19 protein-coding genes and 1 pseudogene are annotated in these 24,280 nt (G+C 73.2%); 7 read left to right on the top strand and 13 right to left on the bottom strand.

From position 1 onward, the window contains the following. Nucleotides 1-30: 30 nt before the first annotated feature. From IE274_RS17835 to IE274_RS17845, 3 genes are all read right to left on the bottom strand, one after another. Nucleotides 31-1,509 carry a glutamate synthase subunit beta gene (locus IE274_RS17835; RefSeq protein WP_190116766.1) on the bottom strand — a complete coding sequence of 493 codons (1,479 nt, stop codon included), beginning with the start codon at nt 1,507-1,509 and terminating at the stop codon, nt 31-33. Then, on the bottom strand, nt 1,502-6,022 hold the full coding sequence (gltB, locus tag IE274_RS17840; protein ID WP_190117049.1) for a glutamate synthase large subunit: 4,521 nt from the start codon (nt 6,020-6,022) through the stop codon (nt 1,502-1,504). The genes IE274_RS17835 and gltB overlap by 8 nt, the downstream gene beginning before the upstream one ends. 393 nt (nt 6,023-6,415) lie before the next feature. Then, nucleotides 6,416-7,147, bottom strand: a complete 732-nt coding sequence (locus tag IE274_RS17845) for a VIT1/CCC1 transporter family protein (RefSeq protein ID WP_190116767.1) — start codon at nt 7,145-7,147, stop codon at nt 6,416-6,418. A gap of 315 nt (nt 7,148-7,462) precedes the next feature. Between IE274_RS17845 and IE274_RS17850 the strand changes: the two genes are divergently transcribed. The 7 genes and pseudogenes from IE274_RS17850 (at nt 7,463) to IE274_RS17880 (ending at nt 15,354) form a co-directional block, all read left to right on the top strand. Further along, nucleotides 7,463-8,467 carry an ADP-ribosylglycohydrolase family protein gene (locus IE274_RS17850; RefSeq protein WP_190116768.1) on the top strand — a complete coding sequence of 335 codons (1,005 nt, stop codon included), beginning with the start codon at nt 7,463-7,465 and terminating at the stop codon, nt 8,465-8,467. After that, nucleotides 8,467-9,831: an ADP-ribosylglycohydrolase family protein gene (locus tag IE274_RS17855; RefSeq protein ID WP_190116769.1), complete on the top strand. Its 1,365-nt coding sequence runs from the start codon at nt 8,467-8,469 to the stop codon at nt 9,829-9,831. The genes IE274_RS17850 and IE274_RS17855 overlap by 1 nt, the downstream gene beginning before the upstream one ends. Further along, complete coding sequence (locus IE274_RS17860; protein ID WP_190116770.1) at nt 9,725-10,921, top strand: ADP-ribosylglycohydrolase family protein; 1,197 nt, start codon at nt 9,725-9,727, stop codon at nt 10,919-10,921. The genes IE274_RS17855 and IE274_RS17860 overlap by 107 nt, the downstream gene beginning before the upstream one ends. A 14-nt stretch (nt 10,922-10,935) precedes the next feature. Continuing rightward, a pseudogene (locus tag IE274_RS17865) lies at nt 10,936-12,399 on the top strand (ADP-ribosylglycohydrolase family protein); the annotation flags it as partial. Beyond that, a complete protein-coding gene (rbsK, locus tag IE274_RS17870; RefSeq protein WP_190116772.1) occupies nt 12,396-13,301 on the top strand; it encodes a ribokinase in 906 nt (301 codons plus the stop codon). The pseudogene IE274_RS17865 and the gene rbsK, both read left to right, overlap by 4 nt. Further along, the gene (locus IE274_RS17875; protein ID WP_190116773.1) at nt 13,298-14,503 is read left to right on the top strand and encodes a CaiB/BaiF CoA transferase family protein; all 1,206 of its coding nucleotides are present in this window, start codon (nt 13,298-13,300) and stop codon (nt 14,501-14,503) included. The genes rbsK and IE274_RS17875 overlap by 4 nt, the downstream gene beginning before the upstream one ends. Beyond that, the gene (locus IE274_RS17880) at nt 14,500-15,354 is read left to right on the top strand and encodes an HpcH/HpaI aldolase/citrate lyase family protein (RefSeq protein ID WP_190116774.1); all 855 of its coding nucleotides are present in this window, start codon (nt 14,500-14,502) and stop codon (nt 15,352-15,354) included. Before IE274_RS17875 ends, IE274_RS17880 begins: the two co-directional genes overlap by 4 nt. Before the next feature lie 7 nt (nt 15,355-15,361). On the opposite strand, the gene lgt is transcribed toward IE274_RS17880, so the two are convergent. The 10 genes from lgt to IE274_RS17925 form a co-directional block, all read right to left on the bottom strand. Further along, entirely contained in the window at nt 15,362-16,342 is a 981-nt protein-coding gene (gene lgt, locus IE274_RS17885; protein WP_190116775.1) for a prolipoprotein diacylglyceryl transferase, read from the bottom strand. A gap of 151 nt (nt 16,343-16,493) precedes the next feature. Beyond that, nucleotides 16,494-17,276: a DsbA family protein gene (locus IE274_RS17890; protein ID WP_190116776.1), complete on the bottom strand. Its 783-nt coding sequence runs from the start codon at nt 17,274-17,276 to the stop codon at nt 16,494-16,496. Between the two features lie 63 nt (nt 17,277-17,339). Beyond that, complete coding sequence (gene trpA / locus IE274_RS17895) at nt 17,340-18,155, bottom strand: tryptophan synthase subunit alpha (protein ID WP_190116777.1); 816 nt, start codon at nt 18,153-18,155, stop codon at nt 17,340-17,342. Further along, entirely contained in the window at nt 18,152-19,438 is a 1,287-nt protein-coding gene (gene trpB, locus IE274_RS17900; protein WP_190116778.1) for a tryptophan synthase subunit beta, read from the bottom strand. Before trpB ends, trpA begins: the two co-directional genes overlap by 4 nt. Before the next feature lie 280 nt (nt 19,439-19,718). Then, on the bottom strand, nt 19,719-19,997 hold the full coding sequence (trpM, locus tag IE274_RS40225; protein WP_233102868.1) for a tryptophan biosynthesis modulator TrpM: 279 nt from the start codon (nt 19,995-19,997) through the stop codon (nt 19,719-19,721). Nucleotides 19,998-20,007: 10 nt separating this feature from the next. Next, nucleotides 20,008-20,817, bottom strand: coding sequence for an indole-3-glycerol phosphate synthase TrpC (trpC, locus tag IE274_RS17905; RefSeq protein WP_190116779.1), 810 nt, complete (start codon nt 20,815-20,817; stop codon nt 20,008-20,010). A 219-nt stretch (nt 20,818-21,036) separates the two neighbouring features. After that, complete coding sequence (locus IE274_RS17910; protein WP_190116780.1) at nt 21,037-21,474, bottom strand: DUF2752 domain-containing protein; 438 nt, start codon at nt 21,472-21,474, stop codon at nt 21,037-21,039. Nucleotides 21,475-21,689: 215 nt separating this feature from the next. Continuing rightward, a complete protein-coding gene (locus tag IE274_RS17915; RefSeq protein WP_190116781.1) occupies nt 21,690-21,923 on the bottom strand; it encodes an HGxxPAAW family protein in 234 nt (77 codons plus the stop codon). A gap of 156 nt (nt 21,924-22,079) precedes the next feature. After that, entirely contained in the window at nt 22,080-22,757 is a 678-nt protein-coding gene (locus IE274_RS17920; RefSeq protein WP_190116782.1) for a TIGR02234 family membrane protein, read from the bottom strand. A 7-nt stretch (nt 22,758-22,764) separates the two neighbouring features. Further along, the gene (locus IE274_RS17925; RefSeq protein WP_190116783.1) at nt 22,765-24,270 is read right to left on the bottom strand and encodes an anthranilate synthase component I; all 1,506 of its coding nucleotides are present in this window, start codon (nt 24,268-24,270) and stop codon (nt 22,765-22,767) included. Nucleotides 24,271-24,280: the final 10 nt, after the last annotated feature.

The raw sequence follows: 24,280 nt of genomic DNA on the forward strand, positions 1-24,280 counted from the left end.
TGTACGGGACGTGTGAAGGGGCCGGACGGGCTACACCGTCAGCGACCGGTCGGTCGGGCGAATGGGCGCGGGAAGATCACTCGCACCGGTGAGGAAGCGGTCCACGCCGCGCGCGGCCGAGCGCCCCTCGGCGATGGCCCAGACGATGAGCGACTGCCCGCGCCCGGCGTCACCGGCGACGAACACGCCGGGGACGTTGGTCTGGAACTCGTCGTCCCGGGCGACGTTGCCGCGCGCGTCGAGGTCGAGCCCGAACTGCTCCACGAGGCCGTTCTCCCGGTCCGTGCCGGTGAAGCCCATGGCGAGGGTGACGAGCTGCGCGGGGATCTTCCGCTCCGTGCCGGGCTTCTGCGTGAGCTTGCCGTCCACGAACTCGACCTCGACCAGGTGCAGGAACTGCACGTTCCCGACCGTCTCGCCCTCTTCGGGGGCGGACCCCTCGAAGTGCGTGGTCGAGACGGAGTAGACCCGCTCGCCGCCCTCCTCGTGGGCCGAGGTGACCTTGTAGAGCATGGGGAAGGTCGGCCAGGGCTGCCCGGCGGACCGCTCGTCTCCCGGCCGGGGCATGATCTCCAGCTGGGTGACGGAGGCCGCGCCCTGCCGGTGGGCGGTGCCGACGCAGTCCGCGCCGGTGTCGCCGCCGCCGATGACGACGACGTGCTTGCCCTCGGCGGAGACGGGCGTGGTGACGTAGTCGCCCTCCTGCACCTTGTTGGCGAGCGGCAGGTACTCCATGGCCTGGTAGACGCCCTTGAGCTCGCGTCCGGGGACGGGCAGGTCACGGGCGGTGGTGGCACCGGCGGCGATGACCACGGCGTCGTACCGCTTGCGCAGCTTCGCCGCGTCGATGTCGCGGCCGATCTCCACGCCGGTGCGGAACTTGGTGCCCTCCGCGCGCATCTGCTCGATGCGGCGGTTGATGTGCCGCTTCTCCATCTTGAACTCGGGGATGCCGTAGCGGAGCAGGCCGCCGATGCGGTCGGCGCGCTCGTAGACGGCGACGGTGTGCCCGGCCCGGGTGAGCTGCTGGGCGGCGGCCAGACCGGCCGGGCCCGAGCCGATGACGGCGACGGTCTTGCCGGACAGGCGCTCGGGCGCCTGCGGCGCCACGTCACCGGTCTCCCACGCCTTGTCGATGATGGAGACTTCGACGTTCTTGATGGTGACGGCGGGCTGGTTGATGCCGAGGACACAGGCCGCCTCGCAGGGGGCGGGGCACAGCCGGCCGGTGAACTCCGGGAAGTTGTTCGTGGCGTGCAGCCGCTCGGAGGCGGCGGACCAGTCCTCGCGGTAGGCGTAGTCGTTCCACTCGGGGATGAGGTTCCCGAGCGGACAGCCGTTGTGGCAGAACGGGATGCCGCAGTCCATGCAGCGCGAGGCCTGCTTGGAGATGATCGGGAGCAGCGAGCCGGGGACGTAGACCTCGTTCCAGTCCCGCAGCCGCTCGCCGACCGGGCGGGTCTGGGCGACCTCGCGGCCGTGGTTCAAAAAGCCCTTGGGATCAGCCATTGGTCGCCGCCTCCATCATCTTCTCGGTGATCTCGGACTCGGAGAGTCCGGCTCGCTCGGCGGCGTCCTTGGCGGCGAGCACTGCCTTGTACGTGGTGGGGATGATCCTGCTGAAGCGGGTCACCGCGGTGTCCCAGTCGGCGAGCAGCTTCTCGGCGACGGTGGAGCCCGTCTCCTCCTGGTGGCGGCGCACCACGTCGTGCAGCCACCGCTCGTCGGTGTCGTCGAGGGGCTCGACGGCGGCCAGGTTCCCGGAGTTGACGTTGTCGCGGTCCAGGTCGATGACGTACGCGATGCCGCCCGACATGCCGGCCGCGAAGTTGCGGCCGGTCTCGCCGAGCACGACCGCGTGGCCGCCGGTCATGTACTCGCAGCCGTGGTCGCCCACGCCCTCGGACACCACGAGGGCGCCGGAGTTGCGCACGCAGAACCGTTCGCCGGTGCGGCCGCGCAGGAACAGCTCGCCGCCGGTCGCGCCGTAGCCGATGGTGTTGCCCGCGATGGTGGAGTACTCGGCGAGGTGGTCGGCGCCGCGGTCGGGGCGGACGACGATGCGGCCGCCGGAGAGGCCCTTGCCGACGTAGTCGTTGGCGTCGCCCTCCAGACGCAGGGTGACGCCGCGCGGCACGAAGGCGCCGAAGGACTGGCCCGCGGAGCCGGTGAAGGTGATGTCGATGGTGTCGTCGGGCAGGCCCGCGCCGCCGAACTTCTTCGTCACCTCGTGGCCGAGCATGGTGCCGACCGTGCGGTTGATGTTGCGGATGGCGACCTGGGCGCGGACCGGCTGGGCGTCCGCCTGGGAGTCGGCGGCGAGGGCGTCGGCGGCGAGCTTGATCAGCTCGTTGTCGAGGGCCTTCGCCAGGCCGTGGTCCTGGGCGACGACGCGGTGGCGCACGGCGCCGCCGGGCAGGTCCGGGACGTGGAACAGCGGTTCCAGGTCCAGGCCCTGGGCCTTCCAGTGGTTCACGGCCCGCTCGGTGTCGAGGAGTTCGGCGTGGCCGACGGCCTCCTCGATGGAGCGGAAGCCAAGATCGGCGAGGAGCTCGCGGACCTCCTGCGCGATGAACTGGAAGAAGTTGACGACGTACTCGGCCTTGCCGCTGAAGCGCTCGCGCAGCGCCGGGTTCTGTGTGGCGATGCCGACCGGGCAGGTGTCCAGGTGGCAGACGCGCATCATGACGCAGCCGGACACGACCAGCGGCGCCGTCGCGAAGCCGAACTCCTCGGCGCCGAGCAGCGCGGCGATGAGCACGTCACGGCCGGTCTTGAGCTGGCCGTCGGTCTGCACGACGATGCGGTCGCGCAGGCCGTTGAGCAGCAGGGTCTGCTGGGTCTCGGCGAGGCCGAGCTCCCAGGGGCCGCCCGCGTGCTTGAGCGAGGTGAGCGGCGAGGCGCCGGTGCCGCCGTCGTGGCCGGAGATGAGGACGACGTCCGCGTGCGCCTTGGAGACACCCGCGGCGACCGTGCCGACGCCGACCTCGGAGACCAGCTTCACGTGGATCCGCGCCTGCGGGTTCGCGTTCTTCAGGTCGTGGATGAGCTGGGCGAGGTCCTCGATGGAGTAGATGTCGTGGTGCGGCGGCGGGGAGATCAGGCCGACGCCGGGGGTGGAGTGCCGGGTCTTGGCGACCCACGGGTAGACCTTGTGGCCGGGGAGCTGGCCGCCCTCGCCGGGCTTGGCGCCCTGGGCCATCTTGATCTGGATGTCGTCGGCGTTGACCAGGTATTCGCTGGTCACGCCGAAGCGGCCGGAGGCGACCTGCTTGATGGCCGAGCGGCGCGCCGGGTCGTAGAGGCGGTCGGCGTCCTCGCCGCCCTCACCGGTGTTGGACTTGCCGCCGAGCTGGTTCATGGCGATGGCGAGGGTCTCGTGCGCCTCGCGGGAGATCGATCCGTACGACATGGCGCCGGTGGAGAAGCGCTTGACGATCTCGGAGACGGGCTCGACCTCCTCGACGGGGATCGGCGCCCGCCCCTCGCTCTTGAAGCCGAACAGGCCGCGCAGCGTCATCAGGCGCTCGGACTGCTCGTTCACGCGGTCCGTGTACTGCTTGAAGATGTCGTAGCGGCGGCTGCGCGTGGAGTGCTGCAGGCGGAAGACCGTGTCGGGGTCGAACAGGTGCGGCTCGCCCTCGCGGCGCCACTGGTACTCACCGCCTATGTCGAGCGCGCGGTGCGCGGACGGCACGCCGGAGGCCGGGTAGGCCTTGGCGTGGCGGGCGGCGACCTCCTTGGCGACGACGTCGATGCCGACGCCGCCGATCTTGGAGGCGGTGCCGTTGAAGTACTTCTCGACGAAGGCCTGCTCCAGGCCGACGGCCTCGAAGACCTGCGCGCCGCGGTAGGAGGCGACCGTGGAGATGCCCATCTTGGACATCACCTTCAGCACGCCCTTGCCGAGGGCGTAGATGAGGTTGCGGATGGCCTGCTCCGCCTCGATGCCCGGCAGGAACGTGCCCGCGCGCACCAGGTCCTCGACCGACTCCATCGCCAGGTACGGGTTGACGGCCGCGGCGCCGAAGCCGATGAGCAGCGCGACGTGGTGCACCTCGCGCACGTCGCCCGCCTCGACGAGCAGGCCGACCTGGGTGCGCTGCTTGGTGCGGATGAGGTGGTGGTGGACGGCCGCCGTGAGCAGGAGCGAGGGGATCGGGGCGTGCTCGGCGTCGGAGTGCCGGTCGGAGAGCACGATCAGGCGGGCACCGGCCTCGATGGCGGCGTCGGCCTCGGCGCAGATCTCCTCGATGCGGGCGGTGAGCGCGTCGCCGCCGCCGCTGACCCGATAGAGGCCGGACAGGGTCGCGGCCTTCATACCCGGCATGTCGCCGTCGGCGTTGATGTGGATGAGCTTGGCCAGCTCGTCGTTGTCGATCACCGGGAACGGCAGGGTGACGGAGCGGCAGGAGGCGGCCGTCGGGTCCAGGAGGTTGCCCTGCGGGCCCAGCGAGGAGCGCAGGCTCGTCACCAGCTCCTCGCGGATCGCGTCCAGCGGCGGGTTGGTGACCTGCGCGAAGAGCTGGGTGAAGTAGTCGAAGATCAGCCGGGGGCGCTCGGAGAGCGCGGCGATCGGGGTGTCCGTACCCATCGAGCCGATCGGCTCGGCACCGGCCTTGGCCATCGGCGCGAGCAGGATCCGCAGCTCCTCCTCGGTGTAGCCGAAGGTCTGCTGGCGGCGCGTGACGGAGGCGTGCGTGTGCACGATGTGCTCGCGCTCGGGCAGGTCGGACAGCTCGATCTCGCCGGCCTCAAGCCACTCCGCGTACGGCTTCTCGGCGGCGAGGCCGGCCTTGATCTCGTCGTCCTCGACGATGCGGTGCTCGGCGGTGTCGACGAGGAACATCCGGCCGGGCTGCAGGCGGCCCTTGCGGACGACCTTCGCCGGGTCGATGTCCAGGACGCCGACCTCGGAGCCGAGGACGACCAGGCCGTCGTCGGTGACCCAGTAGCGGCCGGGGCGCAGGCCGTTGCGGTCCAGGACCGCGCCGACCTGGGTGCCGTCGGTGAAGGTGACGCAGGCCGGGCCGTCCCAGGGCTCCATCATCGTGGCGTGGAACTGGTAGAAGGCGCGCCGGGCCGGTGCCATGGAGGCGTGGTTCTCCCAGGCCTCCGGGATCATCATCAGGACCGAGTGCGGCAGCGAGCGCCCGCCGAGGTGGAGGAGTTCCAGGACCTCGTCGAAGGAGGCGGAGTCGGAGGCGTCCGGCGTACAGACGGGGAAGATCCGCTCCAGCTTGTCCCCGGCGCCGTTCCCGAACACGTCGGAGACGAGCTGCGACTCGCGGGCCCGCATCCAGTTGCGGTTGCCCTTGACGGTGTTGATCTCACCGTTGTGCGCCACGAAGCGGTACGGGTGGGCGAGCGGCCAGCTCGGGAAGGTGTTCGTGGAGAAGCGCGAGTGGACCAGGGCGATGGCCGTGGCGAAGCGGCGGTCGGACAGGTCCGGGAAGAAGGGCTCCAGCTGGCCGGTGGTCAGCATGCCCTTGTAGACGATCGTGCGGGCCGAGAGCGACGGGAAGTAGGTGGCCGCCTCGCGTTCGGCGCGCTTGCGCAGCACGAACGCCTTGCGGTCCAGGTCGAGCCCGCTGCTTTCGCCGTCCGCGACGAAGAGCTGGCGGAAGACCGGCATCGTCGAGCGGGCGGTGGCGCCGAGCAGCGTCGGGGCGACGGGCACGTCGCGCCAGCCGAGGACGGTGAGGCCTTCTTCGGCGGCGATCGTCTCGATCCGTGAGACGGATTCCTCGGCGGAGTCCTGCGGCAGGAAGGCGATGCCGACGGCGTACCCGCCCGCCTCGGGGAGGCTGAAACCAGCCACTTCGCGCAGGAACGCGTCCGGGACCTGCAGGAGGATTCCGGCGCCGTCGCCGGAGTCGGGCTCGGAGCCGGTGGCGCCGCGGTGTTCGAGATTGCGCAGTACGGTCAGCGCCTGCTCGACGAGCTCATGGCTCGCCTCACCGGTGAGGGTGGCCACGAACCCGACGCCACAGGCGTCGTGCTCATTACGGGGGTCGTACATCCCTTGCGGGGCGGGGCGACCGTCCATGGGCGACCAGGCGTCGGAACGCATCGGCACTCCCGTCGTCGTGATGGGGGCAACCTCCCGGGCGACTGGGGCTCCGGGGGCGCGAGCGGCGATAGGGACGACGTTGGCCCTGGCTAAATTTCGTGCAGGTTACATGATGGACCGCTTCTCGAAAAGCGGATAGTTCATTCCAGCATGTGGACGCGCTCTGGGGGGGTTGAGAGCGGCGGAGACGGGACCGGAAGCGGACAGATCGGTGACCGCGGGCCCGGAGCGCCGGGGGCTTCATTGCCCGCAGCGCTTACGGCTCATGCCCAGCGGTCAAGGAATCGAAACCGCACGGTAACGACTACTTATGCAGTATCCCGCATACACCTGCACAGTCGCCTATCCTACGGCCGTCCCGAACACGCTGCCCAGGGCGTACGTCACACCCGCCGCCGCCCCGCCGAGCGCGAGCTGCCGCAGCCCGCTGAACCACCAGGACCGTGCCGTCACCCTGGCCACGATCGCACCGCACGCGAAGAGCCCGATCAGCGCGAGCAGCAGCGCGGGCCACAGCGATCCGGCCCCCAGCAGATACGGCAGTACGGGCAGCAGCGCGCCCAGCGCGAACGCGCCGAACGAGGACACGGCGGCGACCAGCGGCGAGGGCAGGTCGCCCGGGTCGATGCCCAGCTCCTCGCGGGCGTGGATCTCCAGGGCCTGCTCGGGGTCCTTGGACAGCTGCCGGGCGACCTCGCCCGCGAGCTCGGGCTCGACGCCGCGCGACACGTACAGCGCGGCCAGCTCCCGCTCCTCGTCCTCGGGGTGCTTGCGCAACTCCCCGCGCTCCACGTCCAGTTCCGCCTCGACCAGCTCGCGCTGCGAGGCGACGGAGGTGTACTCGCCCGCGGCCATCGAGAACGCACCGGCCGCGAGCCCCGCGAGTCCGGTGATCACGATGGTCTCCCGCGACACCGCGCCGCCCGCGACACCGGTCATCAGCGCCAGGTTGGACACGAGACCGTCCATGGCGCCGAAGACGGCGGGGCGCAGCCAGCCGCCGTTGACATCACGGTGGGTGTGGTTGTCCCGGTGCGCCTCGTGCAGCGGGGCCTCGGTCTCGATGATCGCCATGACGGCCGGTACTTCCTCTCCTACGCGGACGGGGGGCCACTCGGACGGGGGCATACGTCACCCCGGTACGGAGCTTGCCCGCCCCGGTCCCGCCCCCTCGGACAACCTCGAAAGTACGCGCGAAAAATCGCTCCCGCCAGCAAGGAAGGCCGTACTTACCTGCGCAAACGCGCCCCGGCGGGACCGCTCGGACGAGCCCTTGGAGATGCCGAAGGGGTGACGCTGAGCGGGCTGATGCTCACATGAGTGCCACCGCGTGGCAGGGATGCTCCAACGCACTGCAACCCGGCAGTCAGCGTGACAGGGAGGCACGGCATGGCATCCGTCGCATGCGTTCCCTCGGTCCCGGCGCCCGGTGACGCCGGCGGACTCCGCGAGCGGGCCCGCGGGGCGATGCTCGGCCTCGCGGTCGGCGACGCCCTCGGCGCGCCCGCGGAGAACATGAAGCCCTCCGAGATCCGCCGCCGCTGGGGCCGCATCACGGGGTACGTGGCCGAGCATCCGGCGGGCACGGACGACACCGAGTACGCCATCTTCTCCGGTCTGCTGCTCGCCCGGCACGGCTCCGCGCTCACCGTCGCACACGTCGAGGCGGCCTGGCACCAGTGGATCGCCGACCTGGACGAAGGGCCGTTCCGCGGCGCGGGGTTCAGCGAACGCGGCACCCTGGAGAACCTGCGCCGGGGCCTCGCCGCGCCCATCTCGGCCCAGCACCGGCACGCCTGGAGCGACGGCCTCGCCATGCGGGCGGCGCCCTTCGGGGTGTTCGCGGCGGGCGCCCCCGGGGAGGCGGCGCGGCTCGTCGCCGTCGACGGCACGGTCAGCCACGAGGGCGAGGGCATCCACGGCGGCCGGGCGGTGGCGGCGGGGGTGGCGGCGGCGATGGCGGGGGCGCCGGTGGAGTCGGTGGTCGCTGCGGCCCTGTCCGTCATCCCGGCCGACAGCTGGACGTCCCGTTCCCTGCGCCGTGCCGTGGCCGTCGCCCACCGCGGCGAACGCGCGGTCCGCTCGGCGGTCGTCATCGGCGGCTACCCGTGGACGGACCTGGCCCCCGAGGCGGTGGGCCTCGCCTTCGGCGCGTACGCGGCCGCCGGGGGCGACTTCGCGACGGCGGTCCTCACGGCGGTGAACATGGGCCGCGACGCGGACACCACAGCGGCGGTGGCAGGCGCCCTCGCGGGCGCCACCTGCGGCGCGACAGCGATCCCCGCGGAGTGGTCCACAGCCATCGGCCCGGCCCTCGGCACCTGCCTCCCCTCCATGCGAGGCCACCACGTCCTGGAAATCGCCCACCTCCTCACCCCGGACGAGGAGCCCTGATGCCCTCCGACACCCCTGCCGCCTCCCCCGCCCTGAGCGACGCGGCGGCCACCGCGGCGCCGCGCGACCCCTTCGCCCCGCCCCCCGCCCCGGCGCCGCACACCCCGGCAACGGCCCCCATCGAAGGCCTCCTGCTCGGCCTGGCCGCGGGCGACGCCGCCGGCTGGCCCGCGGCCCGCCACCGGGCAACCCGCATGCCCCACTGGACCCGCCGCCTCACCCGAGAACTGGACACCTTCGCCGAACACAACGCGATCACCACCCTCCCGGTCCCCATCGCCCTGAACCAACCCCCGGAACCCCTCTGCCTGGGCCCCTCCGACGACGCCGACTGGGCGGCCTTCACAGCGGAGTCCGTACTCCGGGCAGCGGACGGCACCCTGGACCCCGCCCTCACCAGGGACCGCCGCACCCGAGCCACCCTCGCGCTGGCGTGGAACACCCTGGCCAGCGAGGTGGCCGCGGCGGCAGCCAGAGCCCCGGAGGTGGAGTCCGCCCTCCTCCCGCTGCGCGCCCGCATCTCCGTACGGGCGGGCCTGGGCAACCTGGCCGCCGGCCTGCGCCCACCCGCCACCGGCCACGACAACCCCCACTTCTTCGACGACGCCGCCTGCGTACGCGCCTGCGTCCTCGCCGTGGTCCACCCGGGCGCCCCCGAACGGGCCGCCGCCCTGGCCGAGTTCGACGCCCGCTACACCCAGGACGGCGACGGCGTGCACGGCGCCCGCGCGATGGCCGCGGCGATCGCGACGGCCCTGGCGGGCGCGACGCCCGAGGAGGCCGTGGCCGCCGCCCTGGCCCAGCTCCCCGCGCACACGGAGATCGGCCGCAACGCCCGCCACGCCCTGGACCTGGCCCGCGACTGCGCCCGGTCGCCGCACCGCGCCGACGCCACCTTCGCCCTGGTCCCGCTCCTGGAGCACCAGATCGTCGACCACGTCTACAGCTACGGCATCGCCGCCGCGGAGACCGTCCCGGTGGCCCTGGCCCTGGCCGTAGCGTCGCGGGGCCGGATCCGCGAGGCGGTACCGGCCGCCGCCTGCCTGTCCCGGGTGGCGGATTCCGCACCCGCGCTCGCCGGTGCGCTGACGGGCACCCTCGCCACGGCCGCCGCCATCCCGTACACCTGGCGCGAGACCTGCCGCACCCTCTCCGGCTGTGCCCTGCCGCGCCTCGCGGGCACCGACCTGGTGGAGCTGGCCGGGCAGTTGGCGCGGGCGCACACCGAACCACCCACCCCACAGGAGGACTCGGGACATGCCACCACTGGATCCGACACCGGGGGCCGCCGCCCGGCCCTGCCACCCGACCCCGACCCTCACCGACCGCGTCACGGGCAGCCTGGTCGGCGCGGCGGTCGGTGACGCGCTCGGCGGCCCCGTGGAGGGCTACTCCCCCGACCGGATCGCCGAGCGCCACGGCGGCCGCGTCCAGGGGATCGTCGGCCCCTGGAACGGGGACGACTGGCGCACGGCCCGCCCCATCGCCCCGTACCACAAGGGCGATGGACACATCACCGACGACACCCTCATGACCCACGCACTCGTCCGCGTCTACGCCACGGTCCGCGACCACCTCGACGCGTACGCCGTCGCCGACCACCTGGTCCCCGACCTCATCACCACCCCCCGCTGGATCCCCGAACTGGAGGCGGAGGCCCTCCCCCTGCAACGCGTCTTCCTCGCCGAAAAATGGCTCGTGGCCCGCCTGCACTACGGCCATGTGGACCCGCGCGAGGCGGGCTCGGGCAACATCGTCAACTGTGGCGCGGCGATGTACATGGCACCGGTCGGCCTGGTCAACGCGGCGAATCCGGCGGGTGCGTACGCCGAGGCCCTGGACGTCGCGGGCGCGCACCAGTCGTCGTACGGCAGGGAGGCGGCCGGTGTCTTCGCGGCGGCCGTGGCGGCGGCCTGCGTCCCCGGCGCCACCCCCGCCGCCATCGTCGACACCTGCCTCGCCCTGGCAAAGGACGGCACGCGTACGGCGATCGAGGCGGTCGCCGAAGTGGCGTCCGCGTACGACGACTTCGAGCCCGCCCTCGCTCCCCTCCGCACGGCGATCGCCCCCTTCGACACGGTCGGCCCGGACTACCGCGCCCCGTCCCTGGGCGCCCGCCGCCCCTCCCGCCTGCACGCCATCGAGGAACTGCCCATCGCCCTCGCCATGCTCCTGATCGCCGACGGCGACTACCGCCACACCGTCCTCGGCTCGGTGAACTACGGCCGCGACTGCGACTCCATCGCCACCATGAGCGGCGCCCTCGCAGGTGCCCTGCGCGGCGCGGCCGCCGTCCCCGAGCCCTGGTCGACCACGGTCGCCGAGGCAAGCCGCCTCGACCTGCGCGCCCCGGCCGCCATCCTCGCCGAGGTCACCCGGGAGGTCTTCGCCAAGGACCGGACCCGCCGCCGCGCCCACGAGTCGGCGTTCACGGCCCTGACGGCCCCCGAGTGATGCGCCTGACCTGGCTCCAGCCCGAGGACCTGCTCCCGCACGAGTTCCGCCAGGCGGAGGAGGAGGGCAGAGACGTCACGTCGGCACGCTCCCGCTGGCTGGCGGCGGGCGGCTCCCCGACCCCACCGCCGTCGGGCGCGTCCCCACACCCGGCGGCACCAAGGCTGCGCGCCCTGGCCGAAGAGCTTCTGGCCGAACTGGACGATCTGGACGGATCTTTCGAGCCCGTCCGGCGATTGAGGACGAGGCGCGAAGCGCCGATGAGCGGGGGCCCAGGGGGCGGCAGCCCCCTGGGTACGGGAAGGGGCGGGACTGGGGAGAGCCCCGCAGGGCCCATCCACCGCACTCGCCTGCACGCGGCCTGGCTGGGCCGAGCCGCAGGCTGCCTCCTGGGCAAGCCGGTCGAGAAACTCCCCCTCGAAGGCATCCGCGCCCTGGCGGGATCCACCGGCAACTGGCCCCTGAACACCTGGTTCACCGCACAGGGAGTCCCACCCGAACTCACCACCGCGTACCCCTGGAACAGGCGCTCCGCCCCCACCTCCCTCGCCGAGAACATCAACGGCATGCCCGAGGACGACGACCTCAACTACCCCCTCCTGAACCTGCTCCTCCTGCGACGCCACGGCAAGAGGTTCACGACGCACGACGTGGCGGCCCTCTGGCTGGAGGAACTCCCGGCGGCGCGCACGTTCACGGCGGAACGCGTGGCGTACCGCAACCTCCTGAACGGCGTACCGCCGAACCGCACGGCCCGCCACCGCAACCCGTTCCGCGAGTGGATCGGCGCCCTGATCCGCGCGGACGTGCACGGCTGGACCAACCCGGGCGCCCCGGCGGAGGCGGCCGAGCAGGCGTACCGGGACGCGTGTCTGACGCACACGGGCAACGGCGTGTACGGGGCGATGTTCGCGGCGGCGACGATCGCGACCGCGGCGTCGGGAACAGCCGACGTGCACGAGAGCCTGGCGGCGGGCCTGGACGTGGTCCCGCCGGACTCGCGCCTCGCGGAGGCGGTCCGCCGCGGCATCGAACTGGCGGGGGCGCACCGGGACTTCGACGCGGTGGTGGACCGGCTGCACGCCGAGTACGGCAGGTACCACTGGGTCCACGTGGTCCCGAACGCGGCGCTGCTCGCGGCAGCGCTGACGCACGCCGACGGCGACTTCACCGCGTCGATCACGCGCGCGGTGTCGGGCGGCTGGGACACGGACTCCAACGGGGCGACGGCGGGTTCGGTCGCGGGCCTGCTGTCCGGCCACCCGGACGCGCTCCCGGACCGCTGGACGGCCCCGCTCGGGAACCGCCTCGCCACCTCGGTCGGCGGCTTCCACGGCACCGGCTTCGACACCCTCGCGGACCTCACCGCACACCTGACCGCCGACCCGGCGCCCCAGGCCGACGCCCGCACCCCCCAACCGGGCAACCCCGCCCCGCGGCCCGCCGACCCCATCCCCCAGGAGGCACCCCGCCCATGACCCGCCCCCACATCGCCGTCCTCGGCAGCACCAACATGGACCTCGTCGCGTACGTCGCCAAGGCCCCGCAGCGCGGGGAGACCGTCACCGGCCGCGAGTTCCGCACCCTCCCCGGCGGCAAGGGCGCCAACCAGGCGGTCGCCGCGGCCCGCGCGGGCGCCACCGTCGCGATGATCGGCGCGGTCGGCAACGACCCCTTCGGCACGCAACTGCGGTCCGCACTCGACCACTCGGGCGTGGACACCGACCTGCTGCGCACGGTCGAGGGCCAGAGCGGCACGGCCCATATCGTCGTCGACGACGACGGCGGCAACGCGATCGTCGTCATCCCGGGCGCGAACGCCACGCTCACCGCGCTGTCCGCGGGCGACAAGGCCGAGATCGCGTCCGCCGCCGCGCTCCTGCTCCAGTTGGAGGTCCCGCTGGAAGGCGTGCTCGCCGCCGCCCGGACCGCCCGCGAGCACGGCGTCCGCACCCTCCTCACCCCGGCACCCGCCCAGCCCCTGCCACCCGAACTCCTCGCCGCCACCGACCTGTTGCTCCCCAACGAGCACGAGGCCGCCGCCCTCACCGGCATCACCGACCCGGCCGCCGCGGCCCGAGCGCTGCTCTCCCAGGTCCCGGAGGTCGTGGTGACACTCGGCGCGGCGGGCAGCCTGTACGCGGCGCGCGGCGCCGAACCCGTCACGGTGCCCGCGCGACGGGTCACGGCGGTGGACACGACGGGCGCGGGCGACACCTTCGCAGGCGCGCTCGCGGTGGCGCTCTGCGAGGGCAAATCCCTTCCAGGTGCGCTCAGTTGGGCGTCTGCCGCGTCCGCGCTGGCCGTGCGGCGACCGGGCGCGTCGACCTCCATGCCGTACCGCTCGGAGATCGACGCCGAGGCGGGAGCGACCGCATGACATCCGCACCACCCCCGCCGCCCCTCGCAGGGCTGCGCGTCCTCGACCTCGCCACCCTCTTCGCGGGCCCCCTCGCGGCCACGTTCCTCGGCGACTTCGGCGCGGACGTCGTCAAGGTCGAGCACCCCACCCGGCCCGACCCGTCCCGGGGACACGGCCCGGCGAAGGACGGCGTCGGCCTGTGGTGGAAGCTGCTCGGCCGCAACAAGCGCACGATGACCCTCGACCTCTCCACCCCCGGCGGCCGCGCCACGCTCCTGCGCCTCGCCGCCGAAGCGGACGTGATCGTCGAGAACTTCCGTCCGGGCACCCTGGAGAAGTGGGACCTGGGCTGGGCGGAGCTGAGCGCCGCGAACCCGCGTCTGGTGCTCGCCCGGGTCACCGGCTTCGGCCAGTTCGGCCCGTACGCGCGCCGACCCGGATTCGGCACCCTCGCGGAGGCGATGAGCGGCTTCGCCGCCGCCACCGGGGAGCCGGACGGGCCGCCGACGCTGCCACCGTTCGGCCTCGCGGACTCCATCGCGGGCCTGGCGACGGCGTACGCGGTCATGACCGCCCTGGCCGCGCGCGCGAGCACGGGCCGCGGCCAGGTCGTCGACATGGCGATCATCGAGCCGATCCTCACCGTGCTCGGCCCCCAGCCCCTCTGGTACGACCAGCTCGGCCACGTCCAGCCGCGCACCGGCAACCGCTCCGCGAACAACGCGCCCCGCAACACCTACCGCACGGCCGACGGAAAATGGGTCGCCGTCTCCACCTCCGCCCAGTCGATCGCCGAGCGCGTCCTGCGCCTGGTGGGACGGCCCGACCTGGCCGCCGAGCCGTGGTTCGGCTCCGGCACGGAGCGCGCCGCGCACGCGGACGTCCTGGACGAGGCGGTCGGCGCGTGGATCGCCGACCGCACCCGTACCGAGGTGATCGAGGCGTTCGAGAAGGCGGAGGCGGCGGTGGCGCCCGTCCAGGACGTACGCGATGTCATGACCGACCCCCAGTACGCGGCCCTCGGCACCATCACCACCGTCCCCGACGACCCGGAGCTGGGCGACCTGCGCATGCAGAACGTGCTGTTCCGCCTCAGCGAGACCCCCGGCGCCATCCGCTGGGCGGGCCGCCCGCACGGCGCCGACACCGAGGCGGTCCTCACCGAGCTGGGCCTCACCGACGGCGAGATCACCTCGCTGCGCAAGGCGGGCGCCCTGTGAGACCGATCCCGCTGACCTGGCTGTACGTTCCCGGGGACCGGCCCGAGGTGGTGGCGAAGGCGCTCGTGGCGGGCGCGGACGTGGTGGTGGTCGACCTGGAGGACGCGGTGGCCCCGGCCCGCAAGGCGTACGCCCGCGCGGCCACGGCGGAACTCCTCGCCGAGCCGCAGTCGCCCTCGCCCGGCCACGTCCGCCCCGCCGTCCAGGTCCGCGTCAACGCCCTCGGCACCCCGCTGTCCGACGCCGACCTGCGGGCCCTCGCCCCGCTGCCCGGCCTCGCCGGACTGCGGCTGCCGAAGGTCACCTCACCGGCCGACGTGATCCGCGCGGCCGAGCGGGCGGCGCCGCACGACGGCGGGGCGCCCGCGCTGCACGCCCTCCTGGAGACCGCCCTCGGCATCGAGCGGGCCCACGCCATCGCCACCGCCCACCCGGCGCTGCGGGGGGTGTCCATCGGGGAGGCCGACCTCCGCGCCGACCTGGGGGTACGGGAGGACGCGGGGCTCGACTGGGCGCGCTCGCGGGTGATCGTGGCCGCGCGGGCGGCGGCGCTCCCGGCGCCGCCGCAGTCCGTGCATCCCGACATCCGCGACACGGACGGCCTCGCGGCGTCCTGCGCGCACGGCCGCACCCTGGGCTTCCTGGGCCGGGCGGCGATCCACCCGCGCCAGCTCCCGGTGATCGAGCGCGCCTACCTGCCCACCGCTCAGGAGATCGAACAGGCGGAGTCGGTGCTCAAGGCGGCGGCGTCCGAGGAGGGTGCGTTCGCCCTCCCGGACGGCCGCCTCGTCGATCGGGCGGTGGTGGAGCAGGCCCGCAGGACGCTGACGCTTGCGGGGAGCAGGCCGTAGGGGCTGGTCAGCCCTTCTCGGCCGTCGCGCCCTTGGACTTGGTCAAGGACGTGGTCTTGGTGTCGCCGCCGGGCTCGGCGTCGGCGGGCTCCTCGTCCCCGGCCCCGGTGCCGTCGGCCTCGGCGGCACCGCTGTCGGCGTCATCGGAACCCGCGAGCTGCTTCTCCTCCGCCGCCCCGGGTTCGACGATCTCCTCGCGGCCCGGCCGGGTCCGCGCGGACACCACGAGGTAGACGACGGCGAGGACGAAGACCAGCAGCGCCGTCCAGTTGTTCAGGCGCAGGCCGAGGACCTCGTGCGCGTCGTCGACACGCATGTACTCGATCCAGAAGCGGCCGACGCAGTACGACGCGACGTACAGCGCGAAGGCGCGGCCGTGGCCGAGCTTGAAGCGGCGGTCGGCCCAGATGACCAGGACGGCGACGCCGATGCACCACAGCGACTCGTACAGGAACGTCGGGTGGTACGTGCCGGGGACCCGGCCGTCCTCCGCGGACGTGATCTTCAGCGCCCACGGCACGTCGGTCTTCTTGCCGTACAGCTCCTGGTTGAACCAGTTCCCCCAGCGGCCGATGGCCTGGGCGACGGCGATGCCGGGCGCGAGGGCGTCGGCCCACGCGGGCAGCGGGATGCCGCGGCGGCGACAGCCGATCCAGGCGCCGACGGCGCCGAAGGCGATCGCGCCCCAGATGCCGAGCCCGCCCTCCCAGATCTTGAAGGCGTCCACCCAGTCACGGCCGTCGCTGAAGTACAGCTGGTAGTCCGTGATCACGTGGTAGAGGCGGCCGCCGACGAGTCCGAAGGGCACCGCCCACACGGAGATGTCGGCCACGGTGCCGGGTCGGCCACCGCGGGCGATCCACCGTTTGTTGCCGAGCCACACGGCAACGAAGACGCCGATGATGATGCAGAACGCGTAGCCGCGCAGCGGAATCGGGCCGAGATCGACCACTCCGCGCGACGGGCTGGGGAGGTAGGCAAATTCCATGGCAGGGTCGACGCTACCGTGCCGGGTGGGGGCGACGGCAGCCAGCCCCGCAACGGGTCCATAACGGGGCGCGGCAGCGGCGGGCCCGGAACCGGAGGCCGAAGCCCCGGCCCCGGGCCGGACGAACCGCTGCCGACGCGCGCCTGCCCGCCTACTGGTTCGCCTTCTCCACCATGGCCTTCAGCTTCTGCGGGGTCAGCGGGTTCTGCTGGTCACCGAAGATGTCCTTGCCGTCGAGCAGGACCGTGGGCGTGCCGCGCAGCTTGGCCTTCTGGAAGGCCTCGTGGGACTTGGCGACCCAGCTGTTGTGAGTGCCGTCGTTCACGCACTTCTTGAACGGGGCCGTCACCAGTCCTTCGACCTTGCCCGCGATGTCGATCAGCTTGGCGTTGTCGGCGAAGGCGTCGTCGGGCTCCGGCGGCTGGTTCTTGAACAGCTCGTCGTGGTACGGGGCGAACTTGCCCGCGTCCTGGGCGCAGACCGCGGCGTTGGCGGCGTGCAGGGAGCCGCTGCCGCCCATGTTCCCGTCGATGAGGGTCGCGAGGTGGTAGTCCACCTTCAGCATGCCCTTGGCGGCGAGGTCGTTGATCGTCGAGCGGTACATGTCCTCGAACTGCTTGCAGGCCGGGCAGCGGAAGTCCTCCCAGACCGTGAGCGTGGACTTCGCGCTGTCCTTGCCGAGGGGGATGGACAGCCTGCCCTCGCCGCTCGCCCCCTTGGGCACGACGACGGGACCCGCGGTGTCCTTGTCCTTCTTGTCGTCGCCCGCGTTGGCCGCGAGCACGCCGACGACCGCGGCCAGGCCGAGCACGCCGACGACGGCCGCGCTGACCAGGACCGCGCGGCGGCGCTTGTCGCGGGCCTTCTGCCGGTCTCGCTCTTCCGCCAGCTTCTCGCGGGCCGTTCGCTTACCTTCTCGGTTCTTCTCGCTCACATCCGGGCAAACGAACCGGGGAGGCCGCAGCGGCCTCCCCGGTCCCAGGTCCACCCTTAAGGATTACGCGTGTTCGCGTACGCCCTTCGCCAGTTCACCCGCGAGCTCGCGGACCGCGGCGAGGCCGGCCGCCTCGTCGTCGGCGTCCAGCATCCGCTGGACGAAGGCGGAGCCGACGATGACGCCGTCGGCGAAGCCCGCGACCTCGGCGGCCTGCGCGGCGTTCGAGACGCCGAGGCCGACGCAGACCGGCAGGCCGGTGGTGGCGCGGGTGCGCCGCACCAGGTCCTGCGCCTGGGCGCCCACGGACACGCGGGTGCCGGTGACGCCCATCAGCGAGGCCGCGTACACGAAGCCCGAACCGGCCGCCGTGATCGTCGCGAGCCGGGCGTCCTTGCTGCTCGGCGCGACGACGAAGACGGTGGCGAGGTCGTGCTTGGCCGCGTGCTCGCGCCACAGCGCGGACTCCTGGACCGGCAGGTCGGGCAGGATGCAGCCCGCGCCGCCCGCCGCGGCGAGCTCCGCGGTGAAGCGCTCCACGCCGTAGCGGTCGATGGGGTTCCAGTACGTCATGACGAGCACCGGCTTGCCCGTCGCCGCGTGGGCCTCGCGCACCGTGCGGAACACGTCGGCGATCTTCACGCCGCCGCGCAGGGCGATGTCGTCGGCGGTCTGGATGACCGGCCCGTCCAGGACAGGGTCGCTGTGCGGCAGGCCGACCTCGACGACGTCGGCGCCGCCGTCGAAGACCGCCTTGATGGCCGCGATGCCGCCGTCCACGGTGGGGAAGCCCGCCGGCAGGTAGGCGATGAGGGCGGAGCGGCCCTCGGCCTTCGCGGCCGCGAGGGTGTCGTTCAACAGCTCGATGTTCCCGCTCACTTGACGTCCCCCTCGATCTCGGCGCTCTCGCCGGCCGCGTCCGCCGCGACGGCGGCGTCCGTGTCGTACAGGTTGAAGTAGCGCGCCGCGGTGTCCATGTCCTTGTCGCCCCGGCCCGACAGGTTGACGATGATCAACCCGTCCTTGCCCAGCTCCTTGCCGACCTCGAGGGCCCCCGCGAGGGCGTGTGCGCTCTCGATCGCCGGGATGATGCCCTCGGTGCGCGAGAGCAGGCGCAGGGCGTCCATCGCGGCTTCGTCGGTGACCGCGCGGTACTCGCCGCGGCCGCTGTCCTTGAGGAAGGCGTGCTCGGGGCCGATGCCCGGGTAGTCGAGTCCGGCGGAGATCGAGTACGGCTCGGTGATCTGGCCCTCCTCGTCCTGCAGGACGTAGCTGCGCGAGCCGTGCAGGATGCCCGGCTCGCCCGCCGTCAGCGTCGCCGCGTGCTCGCCCGTCTCCACGCCGTGCCCCGCGGGCTCGCAGCCGACGAGGCGTACGTCGGCGTCCGGGATGAACGCGTGGAAGAGGCCGATGGCGTTGGAGCCGCCGCCGACGCAGGCGATGGCCGCGTCGGGCAGGCGGCCCGCGCGCTCCAGGATCTGGCGGCGGGCCTCGACGCCGATCACGCGGTGGAAGTCGCGGACCATCGCCGGGAAGGGGTGCGGGCCCGCCACCGTCCCGAACAGGTAGTGGGTGTGGTCGACGTTGGCCACCCAGTCGCGGAACGCCTCGTTGATGGCGTCCTTGAGCGTACGGCTGCCGGACTTCACGGCGATGACCTCGGCGCCCAGCATGCGCATCCGGGCCACGTTCAGGGCCTGGCGCTGGGTGTCGATCTCGCCCATGTAGATGGTGCATTCGAGGCCGAACAGCGCGCAGGCCGTGGCCGTCGCCACGCCGTGCTGGCCCGCGCCCGTCTCGGCGATGACGCGGGTCTTGCCCATCCGCTTGGTGAGCAGCGCCTGGCCGAGCACGTTGTTGATCTTGTGGGAGCCGGTGTGGTTCAGGTCCTCCCGCTTGAGGAACACCCGGGCGCCACCCGCGTGTTCGGCGAACCTCGGCACCTCCGTGAGGGCGCTCGGGCGGCCCGTGTAGTTCACCAGCAGGTCGTCCAACTCGCGGGCGAACTCCGGGTCCGCCTTCGCCTTCTCGAACTCGACGGCCACCTCGTCGACGGCCGCGACGAGGGCCTCCGGGATGAACTTGCCGCCGAACGCGCCGAAGTACCCTTCGGCGCTCGGGATCTGACCCTCCGGGTCGGGGATGAAGTACTCGCTGGGCATCTGGAACCTCGCGTGATGTGGGGTGGACTGTCGGTCACCGTATGCGCGAGCGCGAGCGCCTCTGGCCGGCGAGGGGACGGAAGCTGTCCCGCCGCTGCGCGGCGGACTTCCCCACCCGCCCGCCCGTGGACCTGGGACCCGGGTGCGGGAACAGACCCACCCACCCGGAGGTCCGGGGGCGGAGCCCCCGGCCTCGGGAAGGGGTGGGCTTGGGGAAGGAAGAAACCGCCGCGACGGCGAGCAATCCGCGCGGCGCTGTTCGGCGGTGCCGAGAGAGCCGCTAGCGGTGCCGCAGGCAAAGGCGCTGGCGCGCGTCGCGCGAGCGCCATCGCATGCCGTTCACCTGGCCGGGCTCGTCCCCGATGACGTACCGCACCCGCCGCCCGTGCACCCGCCGAGCAGGCGCCCTGCACCCGCGCGGACGGCAGCCACGGGCGAGGCGGGCGTAGGGATCATGAGCGCCCGACGACGGCACCGGCGCGGCCGACCGCACGCACGCCCGCCCGCCGTCCGGGCGCGGGCCCGGACGGTCGGTGGCGGCGAAGAGGTCGGCGGACATCGGGGAGGGGTCAGCTCCTGCCGTGGCGGAGGGCCGGGTGGGCCCCGGCGGCAACGAGGTCGGACACGGCGGCCCGCGGGTCCCGGCCGGTGACGAGGGACTCGCCGACGAGTACGGCGTCGGCGCCCGCGTTGGCGTAGGCGATGAGGTCGTGCGGCCCGCGCACCCCGGACTCGGCGATCTTCACGACGGAGTCGGGCAGCTCGGGCGCGACCCGCTCGAAGGTGTCGCGGTCGACCTTGAGGGTCTTGAGGTCGCGCGCGTTGACGCCGACGACCCGGGCCCCCGCGTCGACGGCCCGCTCGGCCTCGTCCTCGTCGTGGACCTCCACGATCGGGGTGAGGCCGATGGACTCGGCGCGCTCGATGAGCGATTCGAGGGCGGGCTGGTCAAGGGCCGCGACGATCAGCAGGGCGAGGTCGGCGCCGTACGCGCGGGCCTCCCAGAGCTGGTACGACGTCACGATGAAGTCCTTGCGCAGGACCGGGACGTCGACCTTGGCGCGGACGGCCTCCAGGTCGGCGAGCGAGCCGCCGAAGCGGCGCTCCTCGGTGAGCACGGAGATGGCGGCGGCGCCACCGGCCTCATAGTCGGCGGCGAGCCCGGCGGGGTCGGCGATCGCGGCGAGCGCGCCCTTGGACGGGCTGGAGCGCTTGACCTCGCAGATGACCTTGACGCCGTCGCCGCGCAGCGCGGCCGCCCCGTCCTTGGCCGCGGGGGCCTTCGCCGCGCGCTCCTTGAGCTCGTCGAGGCTGACGCGCGCCTGCCGCTCTGCGAGGTCGGCGCGGACTCCATCGATGATCTCGTCGAGCACACTCACGGGAGCGGCCCCCTTCCAGGACGGTTGAATCTACGTTCAAGCAATTTCAGAGCGGTGTTCAAGCAGTGGAGCGGTGTTCCAGCGGTACAGCGCCACTCGGTCCGCCCTCGACGGGCTTTCCCATGGTCACTGCGATGGTATCCGCAGGAGGGCGAAGGACTCGCATCCGGTTGACGCGGGTCCCACGACCTGGACATTTGTCAGGCGTGCGGCGCAGTGCTAGGGATGCAGCGCGCCGCCGAACGGCAGGTTCCGTACGAGGGTGAAGAGGGCGACGACGATGCCGACACCCCATAGCTCCGCGCGGCCCAGTTCGAGCCGCAGTGGCCTGCCGCGCGCCGTCCGCAGCGCCCACAGGGCCCACACCACCGCGAACACGCCGTAGCCCACGACGGCCAGCGCGTTGGCGCCGAGGGCCGTCGACAGGTCGCCGTGGGCGAGGGCGTGGGCACTGCGCAGGCCGCCGCAGCCGGGGCAGAAGAGGCCGGTGTAGTGCAGGAGCGGGCAGGCCGGGTAGTGGCCGGGGTCGTTCGGGTCGACCGTGGCGACGTAGGCGAAGGCCGCGGTGACCGAGCCGAGCAGTCCGAGCGGCACGGCCAGGCGCTTGAGCGCCCCGGCCGGGCCCGGGGGCGCGGTGGTCTGCGGTTCTGGGGTCACTCCGGCATTGTCTCCCGAGCGGGGCGCGTGCGCCCGGGTGGTACGCCGACAGAGGGGCGAAGTGGTCTGGCTCCGGGATGGTCCGGGGTCGGGTACGCCGGTTACGCCGGGTACGCCGGGTACGCCGGGTACGCCGGGTACGCCGGGTACGCCGAAGGGGCGGCCGGAACATGTTCCGGCCGCCCCTTCGGCGTAGGTGCTCTCCGCTGTCGCGGTCAGCTCTCGGAGCCCGCCACCTGCGGCGCGCGCTGCGGCTTCTGGCCGAGGCCCGCGAGGCGCATGGCGCCGCCCACGACGCCACCGGCGAGGGTGAGGGCCATGCCGGCCCAGAAGCCGAGCGGGTTGTCCAGCACCATGAAGGCGCCCGCGACACAGAAACCGATGAAGGCGATGATGACGCCGGTCCAGGCGGCCGGGGTGTGACCGTGTCCGTGGCTGCTGCCCGCCATGACTTGCTCCTCGTAGCTATGCGTGTGGGTGGTGCGCCGGTCCGGGCGGATCGCCGGTCCCGCGCCACCGTGAGTCGGACGCTCGGGTCCATTGTCCCGTACCCGGGCGCATGCCCCGAGCGCGGGGTCGGGGCGCGCCGGCCCGTCGGGCAGACCCTAGGCCTCGCGGGTCGGGTCCTCGCCCCGGTCGATGGCCTTCCACAGCTCCTCGGGCCGGTCCGGGTCGGGGGCGACGCGGGGGGCCCGGGGGCGGGGGGCGCCGTCGCGTTCGTAACGCCCGGACATCGCGGGCCAGTTGCGGCCGCAGAAGAGGGCGAGCAGTCCGGCGGCGAGGATGAGGGCGCCCGCGGCGACGGCGGCGTAGGGCCAGCCGGTGTGGCTGAGCCCGGCGATCTGCGAGGCGGCGTCGCCGGAGGTCTCGGCGGCCTTCTCGTCGAGGGCGTCGCTGTCGTTCGCGCCGAGCAGCGCGGCGACGACGATGCCGACGCCGCTGAACGCGAGCAGCAGGGACACCAGCAGGCGTCCGGCGCGGCGCACGGCGAAGACGGCGACGAGCGCGGCCAGGCCGACTATGGCGAGGGCCGCGGGCACGCCGGTGACGTCGCTGCCCTTGGCCGTCAGCGGGAAGTCGCCGCCCGCGACGGCGGCGGTGCCGTGCGCCCAGGACTGCCGGGACGCGAGCAGCGCGAGGGCCGCCCCGGCGGCGCCGAGCAGCAGGGCGGCGGCGAGGCTGCGCCGGCCGCCGCGCGGGGCGGGGTCGGCGGCCACCTGCGGCGCCCCGTCGGAACGGGACGACACGCCGTCGGTACGCGGTGTTGGCACTGCAGAAGTCACCCGTCCACTATCCCTCACGGCCCGCGGCGGCGTGCAGCCGGTTCGCGGTGTTGATGGCGCGGAGCACGGCGGCGGCCTTGTTGCGGCACTCGGTGTCCTCGGCGACGGGGTCGGAGTCGGCGACGACCCCGGCTCCGGCCTGCACGTACGCGGTGCCGTCGCGGAGCAGCGCGGTGCGGATGGCGATGGCGGTGTCGGAGTCGCCCGCGAAGTCCAGGTAGCCGACGCAGCCGCCGTACAGGCCGCGCCGGGACGGTTCCAGCTCGTCGATGATCTGCATGGCGCGGGGCTTGGGGGCGCCGGAGAGGGTGCCCGCGGGGAAGCAGGCGGTGAGCACGTCGTAGGCGGTGCGGCCCTCGGCGACGCGGCCGGTGACCGTGGAGACGATGTGCATGACGTGGGAGTACTTCTCGATGGACATGAAGTCCACGACCTCGACGGAGCCGGGTTCGCAGACCCGGCCCAGGTCGTTGCGGCCCAGGTCGACGAGCATCAGGTGCTCGGCGCGCTCCTTGGGGTCGGCGAGGAGTTCCTCGGCGAGCGCCTGGTCCTGCTGCGGGGTCGCGCCGCGCGGCCGGGTCCCGGCGATGGGGTGCACCATGGCGCGCCCGTCCTCAACTCTGACCAGTGCTTCCGGAGAGGACCCCACTACGTCGAATCCGTCGAAGCGGAACAGGTACATGTACGGCGACGGGTTGGTGGCCCGCAGCACGCGGTAGACGTCCAACGCGCTTGCCTCGCACGGGGTTTCGAAGCGCTGCGACGGGACGACCTGGAAGGCCTCGCCCGCGCGGATGCGTTCCTTGATGTCGTCGACGGCGTCCTGGTACTGCTTGCCGCCCCACAGCGCGGTGTACTCGGGCAGTTCGGACGGCGGCAGCGCGGCCGGGGGCTGGGAGAGCGGCCGGGAGAGGTCGGCCTCCATGGCGTCGAGGCGGGCGACCGCGTCCGTGTACGCCTGGTCGACGCCGGTGTCGAGGTCGTTGTGGTTGATCGCGTTGGCGATCAGCAGGACCGAGCCGTCCCAGTGGTCGAGCACGGCGAGGTCGCTGGTCAGGAGCATGGTCAGCTCGGGCAGCTTGAGGTCGTCGCGCTCGCCGGGGCCGATCTTCTCCAGGCGGCGCACGATGTCGTAGCCCAGGTAGCCGACCATGCCGCCGGTGAACGGCGGCAGGCCCGTCCCGGCCAGGTCGCGCGGGGTGTGCAGGGCCTCGACGGTGGCGCGCAGGGCTTGCAGGGGGTCGCCGGTGGTGGGGACGCCGACGGGCGGGGTGCCGAGCCAGTGCGCCGCGCCGTCGCGGACGGTGAGGGTCGCGGCGCTGCGGACGCCGACGAAGGAGTACCGGGACCACGACCGGCCGTTCTCCGCGGACTCCAGGAGGAACGTGCCGGGGCGCTCGGCGGCGAGCTTGCGGTAGAGCCCGACCGGGGTGTCCCCGTCCGCGAGGAGCCTGCGGCTGACGGGGATCACTCGGCGGTCGGTCGCGAGCTTGCGGAAGGTCTCCAGGTCCATGGGCCAGACC

The organism is Streptomyces flavofungini (assembly GCF_014650815.1).
Lineage (GTDB): Bacteria > Actinomycetota > Actinomycetes > Streptomycetales > Streptomycetaceae > Streptomyces > Streptomyces flavofungini.

What these genes read in the sequence shown, in the direction of transcription:
- trpB (WP_190116778.1), bottom strand. Translation starts at nt 19,438, where the DNA reads ATGCCCAGCGAGTACTTCATCCCCGACCCGGAGGGTCAGATCCCGAGC.
- IE274_RS17855 (WP_190116769.1), top strand. Translation starts at nt 8,467, where the DNA reads ATGCCCTCCGACACCCCTGCCGCCTCCCCCGCCCTGAGCGACGCGGCG.
- IE274_RS17845 (WP_190116767.1), bottom strand. Translation starts at nt 7,147, where the DNA reads ATGGCGATCATCGAGACCGAGGCCCCGCTGCACGAGGCGCACCGGGAC.
- rbsK (WP_190116772.1), top strand. Translation starts at nt 12,396, where the DNA reads ATGACCCGCCCCCACATCGCCGTCCTCGGCAGCACCAACATGGACCTC.
- IE274_RS17925 (WP_190116783.1), bottom strand. Translation starts at nt 24,270, where the DNA reads ATGGACCTGGAGACCTTCCGCAAGCTCGCGACCGACCGCCGAGTGATC.
- gltB (WP_190117049.1), bottom strand. Translation starts at nt 6,022, where the DNA reads ATGTACGACCCCCGTAATGAGCACGACGCCTGTGGCGTCGGGTTCGTG.
- IE274_RS17850 (WP_190116768.1), top strand. Translation starts at nt 7,463, where the DNA reads ATGGCATCCGTCGCATGCGTTCCCTCGGTCCCGGCGCCCGGTGACGCC.
- lgt (WP_190116775.1), bottom strand. Translation starts at nt 16,342, where the DNA reads ATGGAATTTGCCTACCTCCCCAGCCCGTCGCGCGGAGTGGTCGATCTC.
- IE274_RS17915 (WP_190116781.1), bottom strand. Translation starts at nt 21,923, where the DNA reads ATGGCGGGCAGCAGCCACGGACACGGTCACACCCCGGCCGCCTGGACC.
- trpM (WP_233102868.1), bottom strand. Translation starts at nt 19,997, where the DNA reads ATGTCCGCCGACCTCTTCGCCGCCACCGACCGTCCGGGCCCGCGCCCG.
- IE274_RS17875 (WP_190116773.1), top strand. Translation starts at nt 13,298, where the DNA reads ATGACATCCGCACCACCCCCGCCGCCCCTCGCAGGGCTGCGCGTCCTC.
- IE274_RS17860 (WP_190116770.1), top strand. Translation starts at nt 9,725, where the DNA reads ATGCCACCACTGGATCCGACACCGGGGGCCGCCGCCCGGCCCTGCCAC.
- IE274_RS17835 (WP_190116766.1), bottom strand. Translation starts at nt 1,509, where the DNA reads ATGGCTGATCCCAAGGGCTTTTTGAACCACGGCCGCGAGGTCGCCCAG.